15 protein-coding genes are annotated in these 16,091 nt (G+C 61.4%); 8 read left to right on the top strand and 7 right to left on the bottom strand.

What is annotated here, in order from left to right; translation table 11 throughout:
- Positions 1-38 precede the first annotated feature (38 nt).
- From EDD52_RS10700 to EDD52_RS10680, 5 genes are all read right to left on the bottom strand, one after another.
- The gene (locus tag EDD52_RS10700; protein ID WP_132244721.1) at positions 39-281 is read right to left on the bottom strand and encodes a hypothetical protein; all 243 of its coding nucleotides are present in this window, start codon (positions 279-281) and stop codon (positions 39-41) included.
- A 299-nt stretch (positions 282-580) separates the two neighbouring features.
- Complete coding sequence (pgi, locus tag EDD52_RS10695) at positions 581-2,188, bottom strand: glucose-6-phosphate isomerase (RefSeq protein ID WP_132244719.1); 1,608 nt, start codon at positions 2,186-2,188, stop codon at positions 581-583.
- A 6-nt stretch (positions 2,189-2,194) separates the two neighbouring features.
- Positions 2,195-2,866: a 6-phosphogluconolactonase gene (pgl, locus tag EDD52_RS10690; protein ID WP_165907514.1), complete on the bottom strand. Its 672-nt coding sequence runs from the start codon at positions 2,864-2,866 to the stop codon at positions 2,195-2,197.
- Positions 2,863-4,317: a glucose-6-phosphate dehydrogenase gene (zwf, locus tag EDD52_RS10685; RefSeq protein ID WP_132244717.1), complete on the bottom strand. Its 1,455-nt coding sequence runs from the start codon at positions 4,315-4,317 to the stop codon at positions 2,863-2,865. The genes pgl and zwf overlap by 4 nt, the downstream gene beginning before the upstream one ends.
- A gap of 282 nt (positions 4,318-4,599) precedes the next feature.
- The gene (locus tag EDD52_RS10680; protein WP_132244714.1) at positions 4,600-5,691 is read right to left on the bottom strand and encodes an anhydro-N-acetylmuramic acid kinase; all 1,092 of its coding nucleotides are present in this window, start codon (positions 5,689-5,691) and stop codon (positions 4,600-4,602) included.
- A 545-nt stretch (positions 5,692-6,236) separates the two neighbouring features.
- On the opposite strand from EDD52_RS10680, the gene EDD52_RS10675 reads away from it, so the two are divergent.
- From EDD52_RS10675 to EDD52_RS10665, 3 genes are all read left to right on the top strand, one after another.
- A complete protein-coding gene (locus tag EDD52_RS10675) occupies positions 6,237-6,755 on the top strand; it encodes a VPLPA-CTERM sorting domain-containing protein (RefSeq protein ID WP_132244712.1) in 519 nt (172 codons plus the stop codon).
- A 134-nt stretch (positions 6,756-6,889) separates the two neighbouring features.
- The gene (tyrS, locus tag EDD52_RS10670) at positions 6,890-8,143 is read left to right on the top strand and encodes a tyrosine--tRNA ligase (RefSeq protein WP_132244710.1); all 1,254 of its coding nucleotides are present in this window, start codon (positions 6,890-6,892) and stop codon (positions 8,141-8,143) included.
- Positions 8,144-8,374: 231 nt separating this feature from the next.
- Positions 8,375-9,283, top strand: coding sequence for a GNAT family N-acetyltransferase (locus EDD52_RS10665; protein WP_243651897.1), 909 nt, complete (start codon positions 8,375-8,377; stop codon positions 9,281-9,283).
- Positions 9,284-9,295: 12 nt separating this feature from the next.
- Here EDD52_RS10665 and EDD52_RS10660 read toward each other — a convergent pair whose 3' ends face one another.
- Together EDD52_RS10660 and EDD52_RS10655 are read right to left on the bottom strand one after the other, a co-directional pair.
- The gene (locus tag EDD52_RS10660; RefSeq protein WP_132244905.1) at positions 9,296-10,255 is read right to left on the bottom strand and encodes a DUF3179 domain-containing protein; all 960 of its coding nucleotides are present in this window, start codon (positions 10,253-10,255) and stop codon (positions 9,296-9,298) included.
- Between the two features lie 115 nt (positions 10,256-10,370).
- Positions 10,371-11,081: a GntR family transcriptional regulator gene (locus EDD52_RS10655; RefSeq protein WP_132244708.1), complete on the bottom strand. Its 711-nt coding sequence runs from the start codon at positions 11,079-11,081 to the stop codon at positions 10,371-10,373.
- A 236-nt stretch (positions 11,082-11,317) separates the two neighbouring features.
- Here EDD52_RS10655 and EDD52_RS10650 point away from each other — a divergent pair, with 236 nt between their 5' ends.
- The 5 genes from EDD52_RS10650 to EDD52_RS10630 are packed head-to-tail and all read left to right on the top strand — an operon-like array spanning position 11,318 to position 16,004.
- Positions 11,318-12,301 carry an ABC transporter ATP-binding protein gene (locus EDD52_RS10650; protein ID WP_132244706.1) on the top strand — a complete coding sequence of 328 codons (984 nt, stop codon included), beginning with the start codon at positions 11,318-11,320 and terminating at the stop codon, positions 12,299-12,301.
- Between the two features lie 48 nt (positions 12,302-12,349).
- Positions 12,350-13,615 carry an ABC transporter substrate-binding protein gene (locus EDD52_RS10645; protein WP_132244902.1) on the top strand — a complete coding sequence of 422 codons (1,266 nt, stop codon included), beginning with the start codon at positions 12,350-12,352 and terminating at the stop codon, positions 13,613-13,615.
- A gap of 58 nt (positions 13,616-13,673) precedes the next feature.
- Complete coding sequence (locus EDD52_RS10640) at positions 13,674-14,522, top strand: ABC transporter permease (protein ID WP_132244704.1); 849 nt, start codon at positions 13,674-13,676, stop codon at positions 14,520-14,522.
- Between the two features lie 3 nt (positions 14,523-14,525).
- On the top strand, positions 14,526-15,362 hold the full coding sequence (locus EDD52_RS10635) for an ABC transporter permease (RefSeq protein WP_132244702.1): 837 nt from the start codon (positions 14,526-14,528) through the stop codon (positions 15,360-15,362).
- A 3-nt stretch (positions 15,363-15,365) separates the two neighbouring features.
- Positions 15,366-16,004, top strand: coding sequence for an aspartate/glutamate racemase family protein (locus tag EDD52_RS10630; RefSeq protein ID WP_132244700.1), 639 nt, complete (start codon positions 15,366-15,368; stop codon positions 16,002-16,004).
- Positions 16,005-16,091 lie beyond the last annotated feature (87 nt).

The following is a 16,091-nucleotide window of genomic DNA, read 5'->3' as shown; positions in this document are numbered from 1 at the left end:
GTTAGAGGTTTTATCTAACACGTTAATTGACATCCTATTCAGTCCGACATTACAAACTTTGGTGCGACATCCGCATTCACGGCCGACGTAAATTGTGCCAATTGTTGGACATTCATGGTGATTTCATCCAGCTTGCTGACCCGATGAATTCGCCTGTCATAGGCCCGCGCGATGGATGCCAGATCTTCGCAAAGCGTATAATTTCCGCTTTTCATCGACGCTTTCACAAGATCGTACAGCACATCGAAAATCCAGGTTTCCTGTGAATTCTTCATATCCATCCCCACTCGTTCATCTACTGGCGTACATATGGGTAATACCCATCCAGCTATATTTTGGATCAAAGGTTATTCTTTATTATTCTTTCCCCCTTGATATTTTGACCTCCGCAACCGGATAGCCATCCTGCATTCAGGGTATGCACGCTATTCAATTGGGTAGGTTTGAGTCCGGTCTGTCGGCATTCGACCGTCATCATCCCCCCAATAGAGCCGTGAAAATAAAGCGCAAATAAAGAAAAAGGGGCATCAGCGTGCCCCTTCTTTAACGTTGACGATGATCTGGCTGTCTGCCGATCCGGTCAGCCGCGATGTCTGAGAACAAATTCCACGAGCGTCCGGGTGGAGGCATCCTTGCCCTCTGCGCCGGTCTCGCCCGCGACAACCGGACCAAGCGACGTGGCCAGTTCCTTGCCCAGTTCCACGCCCCATTGGTCAAACGAGTTGATGCCAAGGATCACGCCTTCGACGAACACCCGATGTTCGTACAGCGCCACGATCTGGCCCAGCATTTCTGGCGTCAACTGCGGGTAGACAAGCGTGGTTGAGGGGCGGTTGCCGGGGAAGACGCGGTGGCGGGCCTGACGCTCCAGCTCGTCGCCGGTAAATCCCTTGTCCGCCATCATCTTGCGTGCTTCGTCCAGCGAACGACCGCGCAGAAGCGCCTCTGACTGGGCAAGGCAGTTGGCAATCAGCAGCGTATGGTGATGCGCAAGCTCCGGCTCGTGCCCTTCGGCGGCGACCATGAATTCACACGGGATTACCCGCGTGCCCTGATGGATCAACTGGTAGAAGGCGTGCTGGCCGTTCGTGCCGGGTTCGCCCCAGACAACGGGGCCGGAATCGACATCGAGCGTAAAGCCATCCATCGCGACACGCTTGCCGTTGCTCTCCATCTCCAGCTGTTGCAGATAGGCGGGCAGCCGCGACAGCCGCTGATCATAGGGCAACACGGCGCGGGTGGCATAGCCGCAGCCCTGATTGTGCCAGATCCCCACCAGCGCGAGCAGCACCGGCATATTCTCTTCCAGCTTGGTTGCCCGGAAATGCGTATCCATCGCCTGCGCGCCCCGCAGGAAGGCGCGGAAAGCGTCGCCACCAATTGCAATCATCAGCGCAAGACCGATCGGCCCCCACATCGAATAGCGCCCGCCGACCCAATCCTCGAAGCCAAAGACACGTTCCGACGCGATGCCGAAATCGCCGGTTTTCTCAAGCGAGGTGGAGACGGCCGCAAATTGCGCCGCCGGGTCCGTGACTTTCTCGGACATCCACGCTTTGGCGGTGCGCGCGTTGGTCATCGTCTCGATCGTGGTGAATGTCTTTGAGGCCACGATCACCAGCGTCGTGGTCGGGTCCAGCCCGCGCAGCGTGTCGGCGATATGCGCGCCATCAACGTTCGAGACGAAGTGGCAGCGCGGCCCGTCATGATAAGGTGCCAGCGCCAGTGTCGCCATTGCGGGGCCAAGGTCAGACCCGCCGATGCCGATATTGACCACATCCGTGATCTTGCCGCCCTGCCCCGTAAAGCTGCCGTCGCGGACCGCCTCGGCAAAGGCCACTGTCTTGTCCAGCCCGTCCAGCACGCCGGGCATCACGTCGGCCCCGTCAACAATGACCGGGTCACCGTCAAGATTGCGCAGCGCGGTGTGCAGCACGGCGCGGCCCTCGGTGTCGTTGATCTTGGCACCGGCGAACATTTCGTCACGCTTGGCCTCGACCCGCGCTTCACGCGCGATCTCGATCAGCATGGCCCGTGCGGCGGCATCAATATTGGTCTTGGAATAGTCGAACCGCATCCCCAGCGCATCCAGGCTGAACCCGTCCGCGCGGGTGTCGTCCTCGAACAGGGTCAGCATGTGCCGGGTGCGGACCGCTTCGGCCGCGTCTTTCAGATCGTCCCAAGTCATCGAAGTCTACTCCGCCCAGTGAACTGTCATCCCGTCAAGCACGGCCGCAATCGGGGCCTCGGACGGTGAAAGGTGACGGGCCCTTTCCAGCGCTTCGCGCTTTTCGGTCCCGAATATCAGCAGATGTTTGGCCAGCGCGCCGTTGAGCACATGCGCGGTGATCGTGATGCGCGGCTCCGGCGCGCCGGGCGCGCGCATCGGCAGCAGAACCGGCGCATCCGGTGCCAGCGCCTCTTCCAGAAGGTCCGCACCCGGAAAGATCGAGGCCGTGTGCATATCCGCGCCCATGCCAAGCAGAACGATGTTCAGCGGCAGGCGCGGCACGATGTCATGCTCGATCTCGACCAGAACATCCTCTGGCGCGCGGGATTCGGCGTAAAGCGGCACGAGGCGCGCCTCTGACGCGTGTCCGGTCAGAAGGCGCTCGCGCAGCAACCGGGTGTTGGAGCGTTCGTGAACCTCTGGCACCCAGCGTTCATCGGTCAGCATCACGTCGACGCGGCCCCAATCCAGCCGGACGCCGCACAGCGCGTCAAAGACCGGGCCGGGCGAGGTTCCACCCGGCACAGCCAGGGTGACGCGGTCGTGGCTTTCCAGCGCGGCGCGCAGTTCCGACGCCAGCTTGTCCGCCAGGTCGATCGCCAGCATTTCGCGGTCCGGATATTCGATCAGCTTCACTTTTTCAGCTCCCTCCAGCGGCGCCCGTCGCGATGCATCAGCATCATCGAATCGTCGGGGCCGGATGTGCCGGGGTCATAAGGTTTGGGCACGTCACCACGGTTCTGCCAGCCTTCGATCAGCGGATCGGTCCAGGCCCAGGCGGCCTCGACCTCGTCGCCGCGCATGAACAGCGTCTGGTTGCCACGGATCACATCCATGATGAGGCGTTCATAGGCATCTGTCACCTCTTCCGCCTCTTCACCAAGCGCGTCGGCAAAGCTCATGTCCAGCGGCACATCGATCAGGCGCATGCCGCCCGGGCCCGGCTCCTTGATGGTGACGTCCAGCGTCATGCCTTCATTCGGTTGCAACCGGATCGCCAGCACATTGCGGTGCCGGCCGGCATCTACGCCGAAAATCGAATGGGGCGCGTCCTTGAACACAACCGCGATCTCAGAGGTCCGGGCCTTCAGCCGCTTGCCGGTGCGCAGGTAGAAGGGCGTTCCCGCCCATCGCCAGTTAGAGATATGGGCCTTCAGCGCAATAAAGCTTTCCGTCGTCGAACGCGGATCTTCGGCATGTTCGCGGTAGCTGGCCTCGTCGCCGCCTGCCGCATATTGCCCGCGCACGATATGATGCGGGTCCACCGGTTCCAGCGCGCGGATCACCTTGAGCTTTTCGTCGCGCACCTCGTCCGGTTCAAACTTCGAGGGCGGCTCCATCGCGATGAGGCACAAAAGCTGCATCAGGTGGTTTTGCACCATGTCCCGCATGGCGCCGGATTTGTCGTAATACCCCCCGCGCCCGCCAACACCGACGGTTTCGGCCACGGTGATCTGGATGTGGTCCACGTATTGCGCGTTCCACAGCGGTTCGAACAGCACGTTGCCAAAGCGCACAGCCATCAGGTTCTGGACCGTTTCCTTGCCCAGATAGTGATCGATCCGGTAAATCTGATCTTCGCGGAAATGCTCTGCCAGCGTGGCATTCAGCGCGCGGGCCGATTGCAGGTCGCGGCCAAAGGGTTTTTCCACGACGATGCGCGCGTCTTCCCTGGCCAGACCGTGGGAATGCAGCCGCTCCGCGATGTCACCAAACAACGACGGCCCGACCGAGAAATAGAAGGCATGCACAACGCCATCGCGGATGCGACTGGTCAGCTCGTCCCAGCCTCCGGTGCCGGTCGCGTCCACAGCGACATAGCCGATGCGTTCAAGAAACGCGTCCAGGGTCTTGGCTTCGCAGGTAAAGCCATTGCCGAATTCGGTGATCGCCTCGGCGACCATCTTGCGATAGCCATCATCGTCGATATCGGAACGGGCCGCGCCGATGATGCGGGCCTCGTCGGGCATCTGGCCTGCGCAGAATCTGCGGAACAGGCCGGGCAAGATCTTGCGGCGGGCCAGGTCGCCGGTGCCGCCGAATATGACAAGATCGAATGGCTCAACAGGGATGACGCGGGATACCATCTGGTCTCGGGCTCCGATTATAGGACGCGATTGCGGGTCTACGCATCGCGCACGTTAGCGCTAACGAGGGTTCTCTACCGCATCCTCGATCAAGAGTCTAACACCGGTTTAGCCTGTCTTGCGGCCTTCATGCAACAAACCGCTTGATGGTGACATTCTTACTATACCTTGACGCTCGTAAAGAACAAAAAGATGACCTTTCGGGATCAACCGGCAGGCACAAGGGCAATCAGGCGAATCGCGACGGCACGCAAGGGCGCGTCAAGCGATGATATCCCTTGATCAGGGCATGCTGACCGTGCCGCCGACCACGGGCACGCCGACCCCTGTCGTCGAAGGGGCAGAGGTCGGCAGACCCCGCAGGACACGGACGGCCAGGTAGGCAAAGGCCTGCGCCTCAAGCATATCTCCGTCCAGCCCGACCGTTTCAACAGGCATGACGGGGCATCCCAGCATCTCCTGCAACATCTGCATCATGACGGGGTTTAGCCGCCCACCCCCTGTCACAAGCACGCGGTCCGGCGGGCTTGGGCAGAATGACATGCCCTGCTTGACCGCCGCGGCCGACATCGCCGTCAGCGTCGCCGCCGCGTCGGCATCCTCCAGCGTCTCTGTCAGGCTCAGCGCTTCGTTAAAGTCGTCCCTGTCGAGAGATTTTGGCGGGCGTTTGGCAAAGAATGCGTTTTTGAGAAATGCCCCCAAGGCCCGTTCAGACACTTTGCCAGAGGCTGCCAAGGCCCCGTCCCGATCACAATTAAGCCCCCGGCGCCGCATCATGAGATCATTGAGAGGCGCGTTCGCGGGCCCGGTATCGAAGGCGAGCAAGGCGCCCTCTTCCTCGGGCGCGGATTTCGTCGGGTCGATCCATGTCAGATTGCCGACCCCTCCGAGGTTGAGAAAGCACATCGGCGCATCCGCCCCGATCCACCGCGCGCAGGCGAAGTGAAAAAACGGCGCAAGCGGCGCGCCTTCGCCGCCCGATGCCACATCCTTGCTGCGAAAATCCCACACGACCGGCACGCCCAGCGACCGTGACAGCGACGCCCCGTCGCCCATCTGATGGGTGCCCCGCCCCTGCGGATCATGCGCGAGCGTCTGGCCGTGAAACCCAACCACCTCTGCCCCCTCAAAACGTGACAGAAGATCCAGATGGGCTGAATGTGTCACCTCTGGCGCCTGTCCCAGATCGTCCTCCGGCCACTTTCCAAGCGCCGCCCGCAAAGCGGTGACTTCCTCTGCCGAATAGGGCCGGTAATCGGTGGTGCCAAAGCTCTGGATCTCGACACCGTCGGTCAGAAGCATGGCCGCATCGACGCCATCCAAAGAGGTTCCGGACATGGCCCCCAAAGCCATGATGCTGCCGCTTTTCTTCATCCTGTCGCCGCCTCTGTCCGATCCCACATCCTGGTTCGATCTGAAACGAAGACCGCAGTTATGCAAGTCCCGACACATGATTCGTCCTTATTTTCCGCCGCCAAGCCCGGCGATTCCAAAGAAACCTCACGAGCATTTACGCCGCCAACACACGCATGGCGCGAATACATAGGTAACTTTACGGACGCAAACTCTGCAAATCGGCCACAGTCGGCCCGTGAGCCCGTTCTGACGCAGCGGAAAGCTAAAGTTTTAAGGGATTTCCCCCTATAAGAGCGAGGTAGGTTAAATGTATCTACGTGAGCGTATCGCGACGGTCTTAACCCGCAAGACACTAGCGGAAAAACTCGCGAATGGTGCGATTGGTAACAAGTGAGAAAATTGAAATGAAAACTAACAAGTTCAGAAGATCTTTTGCCTTGGCGGCTTCCGCTTGTGTGCTGACAGGCGTCCTGGCAACCGGTGCGTCTGCTTCGACAGTTACGGCAGACTATTCTGTGGGCGCAAATGCCTACACAAGAATTGACGCTTCCTCGCAGGGACGCATGAGCGTTCTGGCGGCACAGTTCAAGATGGAAACCACCGCAGGCGAAAGCTTCTTGGCCTATTGTCTTGACCTCGCCCACCACATCGCGGACGGCGTTGCCTACAAGGTGACGACCCTTGCGGATGGCTGGTTCAGCGACACGGCTGTCAAGGACATCGACCGCCTGTTCACCAGCCACTACGCCTCGCTTGGCAGCGACAACACGCGCAACGCGGGCTTCCAGCTGGCGCTGTGGGAAATCGTCGAAGAGTCGTCGGGCAACAGCTACGACCTGTCCTCCGGTGCCTTTTCCGTCACCAGCAGAGCAGCAGCGCAGGGCCAAAGCTTCCTTGACAACCTCGGTTCCGCGACCGGCGGCTACAAGCTGACCTTCCTTGACAGCGACACCAACCAGTCGCTCGTCAGCGCAGACTTCTCCACCAATGTTGCGCCCGTTCCGGTGCCCGCAGGGCTTCCCCTCCTGCTGACCGGTCTGGGTGGCATCGCCCTGATACGCCGCAAGCGCAGCAAGGCCTGATCTCTCCGACAGGGATCCAGCATAATTGACGAAAGGCCCGGGCAGTCCCCGGGCCTTTTCTTTGCGCCTTGAAGCCCGGCCCGACGGTGGGATACACGAAGCCACCGGAAACTCTGGCAAGAATTGGACAAACCATGACCTACCACCCCAAATCGGACTTCATGCACGTCATGATGACGCGCGGCTACCTTGCCGACTGCACCGATTATCAGGGCCTTGACGAGGCGCTGATGTCGGGGGTGGTGACCGCTTATATCGGCTATGATGCGACCGCGCAGTCGCTGCATGTCGGGCATCTTCTGAACATCATGATGCTGCGCTGGCTTCAAAAGACCGGCCACAGACCGATCACGCTGATGGGCGGTGGGACCACGAAAGTGGGCGACCCGTCCTTCCGGTCGGACGAACGCCCGCTTCTGGGGCCAGAGCAGATCGATGCGAATATCGACGGGATGAAGCAGGTTTTTGCCAAGTACCTCACCTATGGTGACGGCAAGAGCGATGCCTTGATGCTCAACAATGCCGAATGGCTGGACGGGCTCAACTACCTCGATTTCCTGCGCGATATCGGCAAGCATTTCAGCGTCAACCGGATGCTCGCCTTCGAATCCGTGAAATCACGGCTCGATCGCGAACAGTCGCTGTCATTCCTCGAATTCAACTACATGATCCTTCAGGCCTATGACTTCCTGGAGCTGAACCGCCGCTACGGCTGCGTCCTGCAGATGGGCGGGTCGGATCAGTGGGGCAACATCATCAACGGGATCGACCTGACACGCCGCGTGCTGGATCAAGAGATCTTTGGCCTGACATCGCCCCTGCTGACCACGTCGGACGGGCGCAAGATGGGCAAGAGCCAGGGCGGTGCCATGTGGTTGAACGCGGACATGCTGGCGCCCTACGAGTTCTGGCAGTTCTGGCGCAATTCCACCGATGCCGATGTGGGCCGGTTCCTGAAGCTTTATACAGAGATGCCGCTGGACGAATGCAACCGGCTTGGCGCGCTCGCCGGGGCAGAGATCAACGAGGCCAAGATTATTCTGGCCAACGAGGTCACAACGCTTTGCCACGGCGCCGATGCTGCTGCGGCGGCGGAAGCGACCGCGCGCGAGGTCTTCGAAAAAGGCGGCGTCGGAGATGATCTGCCCACGCTGGAGCTTTCGTCCGAGGAAGTCGCAGATGGCATTTCTATCGTGCAGCTTATCGTCCGGGCTGGCCTTGCGAAATCCGGCAAGGAGGCCAAGCGCCTGATCGCAGAGAATGGCGCGCGGATCGACGATGCGCCGCTGACGGATGCCGGGCTGATGCTGGACCGGGCCGCGCTGTCCTCTCCGGTCAAGCTCTCGGCCGGGCGCAAGCGCCATGCGCTGGTGCGCGTCGCAGGCTGACGCCAAGCCAGTATACACAAGGTGTGCGCCGATCAGTGGCGCATGCCTGCCTCTGGCCCCTAAAAAAATTCTAGCACGGCGCAGATCGCCGCCGGGATCGACAGGACCATAGCCAGCAAGAGCGCCGCAGCGCGGGTTGGTCTTGGGCGCGGCGCGGCGACGCCCCTTACAGTCTTTATGGCCATGCACGCATTAACCTCGATTTAGGTTTCCATGCCGTTAACTGCGGCAATGACACCCGGTTTTCCCGAAACGCTGCCCCTGCCCCTGCAACAATCGCCGCAATATGCGCGCGCGCTAGGGATGATGGGCGCGTCGGTTCAGAGCATGACACTCGGGCGCAACACGGGATGGTGCCAGATACAGACCCGCAAACTGCGCGCGCTTGGCGAGGTCAGGATGATCTCGCGCGGGCCCGTCTGGGCAGAGGATGCACCATCCCTGACAGCCGACTGGTTGCGCAATTGGCTGCGCGCTGAACCGGCGCGCCCATTTTTGCTGAACGCCGGACCAATCGCGCCGGGCGGGCTGCAGAAGGCCGGGTTCTGGCCTCTCATGTCCGGTGCCAGCGTGGCGGTCCTGCCGCTTGCAGAGCGCGGGGCTATGCGCGTCGGCCTTTCCCAGAAATGGCGCAATCGTCTGAGCCGCGCGGAGGCGGGCAAGCTGACTGTGCAGGCAACGGTCTTCAACGGCGATCCTGCACATTGGCTGCTGGCCGCGGAAGAGGATCAAAGGCGCCGCCGGCGCTATGGCGGGCTGCCACGCGCCTTCACCGTAGCCTATGCCCGCGCCAATCCCGGCGATGCGCGACTATTCTGTGCGCGATTGGATGGCAGGCCGGTGGCCGCGATGCTGTTCTTACGGCACGGGCAGATGGCAACGTATCACTTGGGCCACGCCAAGCCCGACGCACGTGCGCTCAACGCGCATAACCTGCTGATGTGGCGCGCCATGTGCTGGCTGGCAGAGCGTGGGCACCGCTCGCTGGATCTGGGCACGATCAACACGCAGGACGCGGCGGGTCTGGCGCGGTTCAAGCTTGGGACCGGGGCGCGCGCCCTGCCCCTTGGCGGGACATGGCTGCACCTGTCGGCTCTGGCGCCGATTGCGCGCCGCCTGCCATCCGCTCTGGCCGCCTGAAGCACGGTGACGTCAGCGCCCCAGCATCCATTCGCCATCCGGCCAGAAGGCATGAAAGGCAAAGGCGAACATGACATCATGCGCAACATTCTCGCCGCCCTCGTCCAGCACCCGTACGCTGCCAACATCGCGCCCGGCTGCAATCTGGCCGGTGTCCAGCGCAGAGGCCTGCCCTGCCCGCCATGTCAGCACCAGCCCCGTTTCGCTGATTTCCTGCATCTCGGCCAGACGATCCAGTGGCCAGGCGCGCGACCCCACCCGCACGACCCGCGCCAAAGGCGCTATCCCGTGCGGGGGCATCTCGCCATTATACAGGAACGGCCGACGAGAGCTGTCATAATTCCGGTAGGGGTTCGTCCCATAGGCGCGGTTATGCGGCGGCTCTGCCATCACCAGCGCCCCGGGGTTGCGGGTGCGATACTCTGCCCAGCTTTCCATCCATGTCGGCACCTGTCGCAGCTGTGTGCCGGTCAGGTCACCCACGACGGCCTCGCCAATAGCCTGCTGCCACCAGCTTTGCGTTTCGCGGTCATACATCACCATGTCTGAATTGCGCAGTTTGCCCGATACGCCAAAGCTCAGCACCCGCCCGGCCACGCGCCGATCAAAGGTTATGCCGGAATTGCACAAGGGGCAAAAGGTGACTGCGACCGGCACGCCTCCCACGGTATCATTCACGATCTCATGCCACATCAGGTAGCGGACCGGATACGCGCGCGGGGTCTGGCCGCCGAGCTCAACCGTGATGACGGGCTCTTCGTCCTCGATGCGGGTTTCTTCTGCTACGGGGATGAAGAGCGGCGCGTCGATGGCGGGGATACTGTCCTTGGGCGGGCCACCCGACATGATCTCTGCCCAGTCCGGAACGGCGCTTTGCGAGAAATCCGTATCCGGCCATTCCTGGCGCCAGACAGACGGGTCGGCCCAAAGGAGCCTTGGCAACAACAGCAGGACAAGAGCAAGACGTATCATCCCCGCAGCTTGCCCCATCGCATCGCGGTTTGAGAAGTCACCCAACGCGATCGTGATCCCGCGTCACCGGGGATCCGCTGTGCGTGAAAGGCCGCTCTTGCCTAATGTTGCGGGGTCAGGGCGATAGAATGTCCTTGAGGTTGACACTGGGCTGAGGCGTATCGCTCAGATCCAGCGCCGCCACGATATCTGCCAGGTGACGGGCCATCAAAGCCTGCGCCTGCTGCCCGTCCCCCCGGCGGAAGGCCTCGACCAGTGCGTGATGCGCGTGCTCCTCGCAAAGCGCGCTCTGACGTTTCCAGTAAAGCGCTATGATCAGCGACGACCGCGCGACCAGCCGTTCGATGATGCCGGCAATGATGGTCTGATCGGCGATCCGCGAAATCTCGATATGGAACTGCCCGGAAAGGCGCAGCGCCCGGCCCGCCTCGCCCGCGGCCATCGCGGCGTGTTCGGCTTCGATATGTTCGTCCAGACGGGCCAGCGCCTCCGGGGTCATGCGCTCTGCCGCCGAACGGGCAGAGCCCGGCTCCAGCAGGGATCGCGCCTCAAAGACCTCCCGGGCCTCGCGCATCGTGGGCTGAGACACGAAGGCGCCGCGATTGCGCCGATGCTCGACCAGTTGCACATGTGACAGCGCCTGAAGGGCCGATCTGACCACGGTGCGCGACACTTTGTAGATCTCGCTCAGCTCATCCTCGCCCAACTTGGTGCCGGGAAGCAGGCGGTGTTCGTGGATGGCACGGCTCAGAGAGGCCACAAGCCCGGCAGTGGGGCCGGTCACGGTGGGTTGGATGAAATCGGGCGTATCGGGGAACTGTGTCATGCGGCCTCCTCTCCCCCAGATGGACGCTGCGCGAATCCGCGGCAAGGGACTGCACCGCAAAACCGTGTCGTATCCAAAATTGCATACAATATTGTGAACAATTCAAAGTCACCCAAGCACCAACCTGCCTGTTTTTCAGGCAGACAGCGGTCTGGCACGGGCGCAAACCGATTTGTGTTTTGTTCCCGCCCCGGAGTTCGCGCCTTGTTTGCAACGACAACAAAAGCGAGCGCCGCATGACGAAGAACGCAGATCTTGAGTTGGTCGCCCTGACCAAGCGCTATTCAGGGACCGTGGCCGTCGATGCCATCGCGCATCATTTCAAGGCGGGCGTCTATGCCTGCCTCCTTGGCCCTTCGGGATGCGGAAAATCCTCGACCCTGCGGATGATCGCAGGCCATGAAACTGTCAGCGACGGGTCGATCCTGCTGGGCGGGAAAGACGTCTCGCACCTGCCACCGGCCAAGCGCGGAACGGCGATGATGTTCCAAAGCTACGCGCTGTTTCCCCATCTCAGCGTGCGCGACAATGTGGGCTTCAGCCTGCGCATGGCCGGGACGGACAAGGTAACACGCGACCGGCGCGCGGATGAGATGCTCGAACTGGTCGAGATGACGGCACTGGCCGACCGAAAGCCCGATCAGCTTTCCGGCGGGCAGCAACAGCGGGTGGCGCTGGCCCGCGCGCTGATCACGCGGCCACAGGTTTTGCTGCTGGACGAACCGCTTTCGGCGCTCGACCCGTTCCTGCGCATCCGCATGCGGGCAGAGCTCAAGCGGCTGCAACGCGAGCTTGGCATCAGCTTCATCCATGTCACCCATGGGCAGGACGAGGCGCTGGCGCTGGCCGACGAGATCATCGTGATGAACGACGCCCGGATTGAGCAGGCCGGACCTGCGCGCGACGTGTTCAACGCCCCCAAAACGGCCTTCGTGGCGCGTTTCATGGGCGGGCATAACGTGCTGGACCTGCCGCAGGGCAAGGTCGCGCTCAGATCCGACCAGATGATCGTCATGCCTGCAAAGGCCGGCCGGGTCGACGGGCGCATCACCGGTGTGGAGTACCAGGGCACCCATGTCGCGCTGACCGCCCAGATCGCGGGTAGCCAGGATGTGACGGCGCTTATTCCCGAAGCACAGTTCTTTGAGACACCCAAGGCCCCGGGCGAGGTCATCGGGTTGGGTTGGGACGACATCGCGGCACATCCGCTGGCGTCCTGATCACCACAACGAAAAACGCTCCAACAGAGAGGACTTTACATGACAACCATCTCCAAAGTTCGTTACAGCCGCCGGTCTTTGCTGAAATCCGGTGCCGCCGCCGTGGCAGCCTCAGCGCTGCCCGCCCCGATGGTCTGGGGTCAGGAAACCAAGAATATCACCCTGCGCCAGTTCGGCACCGGCGTGTCCAACCTCAACGAAGTGGCGACCAAGGTGAAGGAAGACCTTGGCATCACGCTGGAAATGACCGCGCTGGACACCGACAGCGTGACACAGCGCGCCGCCACCCAGCCCGACAGTTTCGACATTGCCGATATCGAGTATTTCGTCTGCAAGAAGGTCTGGCCCACAGGCAATCTTCAGGCAATGGATGCCAGCCGGATCGCGAATTACGACAAGATCGTCGGCATCTTCCGCAATGGCAAGCTGACACCGGACAGCACGATTGCACAAGGTACGGCGCCCCACACGGTGGGTTTTGTCGAGGGCCCGGCAGGCAAGGAATTCGTGGACAATGAAAGCGGATGGATGACGCTGATCCCCACGATCTACAATGCCGACACGCTGGGCATCCGCCCTGACCTGATCGGCCGTCCGATCGAAAGCTGGGCAGAGCTTCTGAACCCGGAATTCAAGGGCAAGGCCTCGATCCTCGACATTTCTTCGATCGGCATCATGGACATGGCCATGGTCTGCGAAGCGATGGGCGAGATCCAGTATGGCGACAAGGGCAACATGACCCGCGAGGAGATCGACAAGACCTTCGCGATCTTCACTGCGGCCAAACAGAACGGCCAGTTCCGCGCCTTCTGGAAAACCTTCGATGAAAGCGTGAACCTGATGGCCTCGGGTGAGGTGGTGATCCAGTCAATGTGGTCACCCGCCATCACCGCCGTACGCTCGCGCGGCATTCCTTGCGTCTACCAACCCCTCAAGGAAGGCTATCGCAGCTGGGGCGGCGGCATCGGCCTGTCGACCTCGCTTTCAGGGATGGAACTGGACGCAGCCTATGAATACATCAACTGGTATCTTTCGGGCTGGGTCGGCGGCTTCCTGATGCGTCAGGGCTATTATTCGGCCGTGCCGGAAACCTCCAAGGAATTCATGTCCGAAAACGAATGGGGCTACTGGTTCGAGGGCAAAGAGGCGACAGGCGACATCACCTCGCCCTTCGGAGACAAGCTGGCCGGTGCGGGCGAGACCCGCGATGGCGGCTCCTTCGAGGACCGCATGGGCGCTGTCGCGTGCTGGAACTCCGTCATGGAGGAAAATCAGTACATGGTCCGCAAGTGGAACGAATTCCTCGCCGCTTGATCGCGCATCTGCAGGGGCGGATCGCCCCTGCTTTCCCAGACAGACCGGACACCGGAATATGAGCAGACAGATCACCGCCTGGCTTCAGGCCGCCCCGATGGCGCTTGTCATGGTGGGGTTCCTCGTGGCCCCGATTGTCATGATCGTCATCGTCAGTTTCTGGGGGGCAACCGAATATTCGATCTACCCTGCCTTCCAGTTCGACAATTACCAGTTCCTGTTCGGCTCACCCGTCACCTATGCCGTGTTCCTGAACACGTTCAAATATGCCGCCATCACCTGGGCGCTGACCCTGCTGATCGGGTTCACGGTGGCCTATTTCCTTGCCTTCGAAGTACGCACGCTGAAATGGCAGATAGCCCTTTTCCTTCTGTGCACGATCCCGTTCTGGACCTCAAACATCATCCGCATGATCAGCTGGATTCCCTTCCTGGGGCGCAACGGTCTGGCCAATTCCACGCTGATCAGCTGGGGTGTCATCGACGAGCCGCTTGAATGGCTGTTATTCAGCGATTTCAGCGTGATACTGGCCTTCGTGCATCTTTACACGCTGTTCATGGTGGTGCCGATCTTCAATTCCATGATGCGGATCGACCGCGCGCTGATCGAGGCTGCGCGCGACAACGGGGCCAGTGCCGCGCAGACCCTGCGCCATGTCATCATCCCGCTATGCAAGCCGGGGATCATGATTGGTACCATCTTCGTCACCACGCTGGTCATGGGTGATTTCATCACCGTCCGCTTCATGTCCGGATCGCAACGCGCCAATGTCGGGCGCCTGATTTCGAATGACATCAGCCTGCTGCAATACCCTTCGGCCTCCGCCACCGCGGTAGTTCTTCTCTGCACCGTCCTGATCGTGATCGCACTGCTGTTGCGGCTGGTCGACATCCGAAAGGAGCTTTGAGCCATGGGGTCGCGCAGCCGCAGCTTTTATATCCTTGCCGCCTTTTTCGGTCTGTTCGTCCTGTTTCTTTACGGTCCCATCATCACGATAGGCATTCTCAGCTTTCAGGGGCCGCAGGGCGGGCTGACATTCCCGATGAACGGCGTCTCCCTGCATTGGTTCCGCAACCTGTTCGAGGAACAGGCGGTCGGTGACATCTGGGGCAGTTTCCGCCGGTCCTTCGCGCTTGGGCTGATGGTGATGGTGACGACCGTGGTGGTCTCCGTGCTGGGGGGGCTGGCGTTCCGCAAACGGTTCCGGGGGGCGACGATGCTCTTTTACCTGACCATTGCATCACTGGTGATCCCGTCGATCCTGATCTCCCTCGGGGTCGGGCTGATCTTCAACCAGCTTGGGTTTCCCGTGCATTGGTCCAGCTCCGGTTTTGGCAGCCAGTTGACCTGGACCATCCCGTTTGGCCTGTTGATCATGTTCGCCGTCTTCAACCGCTTCGACAAAAGCTATGAGGAGGCCGCCCGCGATCTTGGCGCAACGCCCTGGCAAACCTTTGCGCATGTCGTTCTGCCCATCATCGCGCCCTCCCTGCTCGGTGTCGCGCTGTTCGGCTTCACGCTCAGCTATGATGAATTTGCGCGCACGCTTCTGACAGCGGGCAGCTACAACACGCTCCCGCTGGAGATTTTCGGCATGACCACCAATGTGACCACACCCGTGATCTTTGCGCTGGGGACGCTCACGACCCTCTTCTCGCTCGTCGTGATCGGGATCTTCTTTCTGACCGTCTGGCTTGCCTCCCGCCGGAAGGATCGCAGCTCTGACGCGGGCAAGGGGATGGTCTGAGCCATGACCGTGTTCGTGATCAACCCCAACAGCACGAAGGCGATGACGCAAAGCGCGCTGGCCGCCGCGCGCAAGGCCGCGCCGGAAATTGAATTCGAGGGCTGGACCTCTGACTACGGGCCGGCCGCCATTGAAGGGGCCGAAGATGGCGCGCTGGCCGTGCCGCCGCTGCTCGATCTCGTGCGGCAAGCCTCGGACGGCGGGGCATCGGCCATCATCCTTGCCTGTTTCGACGATACCGGGCTGGAGCAGGCCCAGAAGATCGCAGAATGTCCGGTGATCGGGATCGGTCAGGCAAGCTATATTCTGGCGAGCCTCCTGTCGGGCCCGACAGCGGTGGTCACCACCGTGAAGGCTGCCGTCCCGGTGATCAAGGCCAATATCCGCGCGCAGGGCCAGACTGCGACCGTCCGGCAGGTTCTGGCGGCGGATGTTCCGGTCCTGATGTTGGATCACGACCCGCACCAGGCAGCTCAAGCATTCGAGGCCGCAGCCCGCACCCTGCCCGAGGGGATTGAAAACATCATCCTGGGCTGTTCCGGCGCGGTGACAATCGTGGAGGAGATGCGCCGCAAGCTCTCTGTCAACGTGATTGACGGCGTGACCGCCGCCGCGCGTCTGTGCCGGGCATTCATAGACTGATCGCCGCGACGGCTGTCATTGTAAGACGCTCCGCCCAATGGGCGCGAGGCCATTTGACAGAAAAAAGCCGCACCCGGACGACCCGGA

Origin of the sequence: Primorskyibacter sedentarius (assembly GCF_004342065.1) — a bacterium.
Classification (GTDB): domain Bacteria; phylum Pseudomonadota; class Alphaproteobacteria; order Rhodobacterales; family Rhodobacteraceae; genus Primorskyibacter; species Primorskyibacter sedentarius.
Note: the sequence above shows the minus strand (reverse complement) of the source record. Positions and strands in the feature narration are given on the sequence as shown.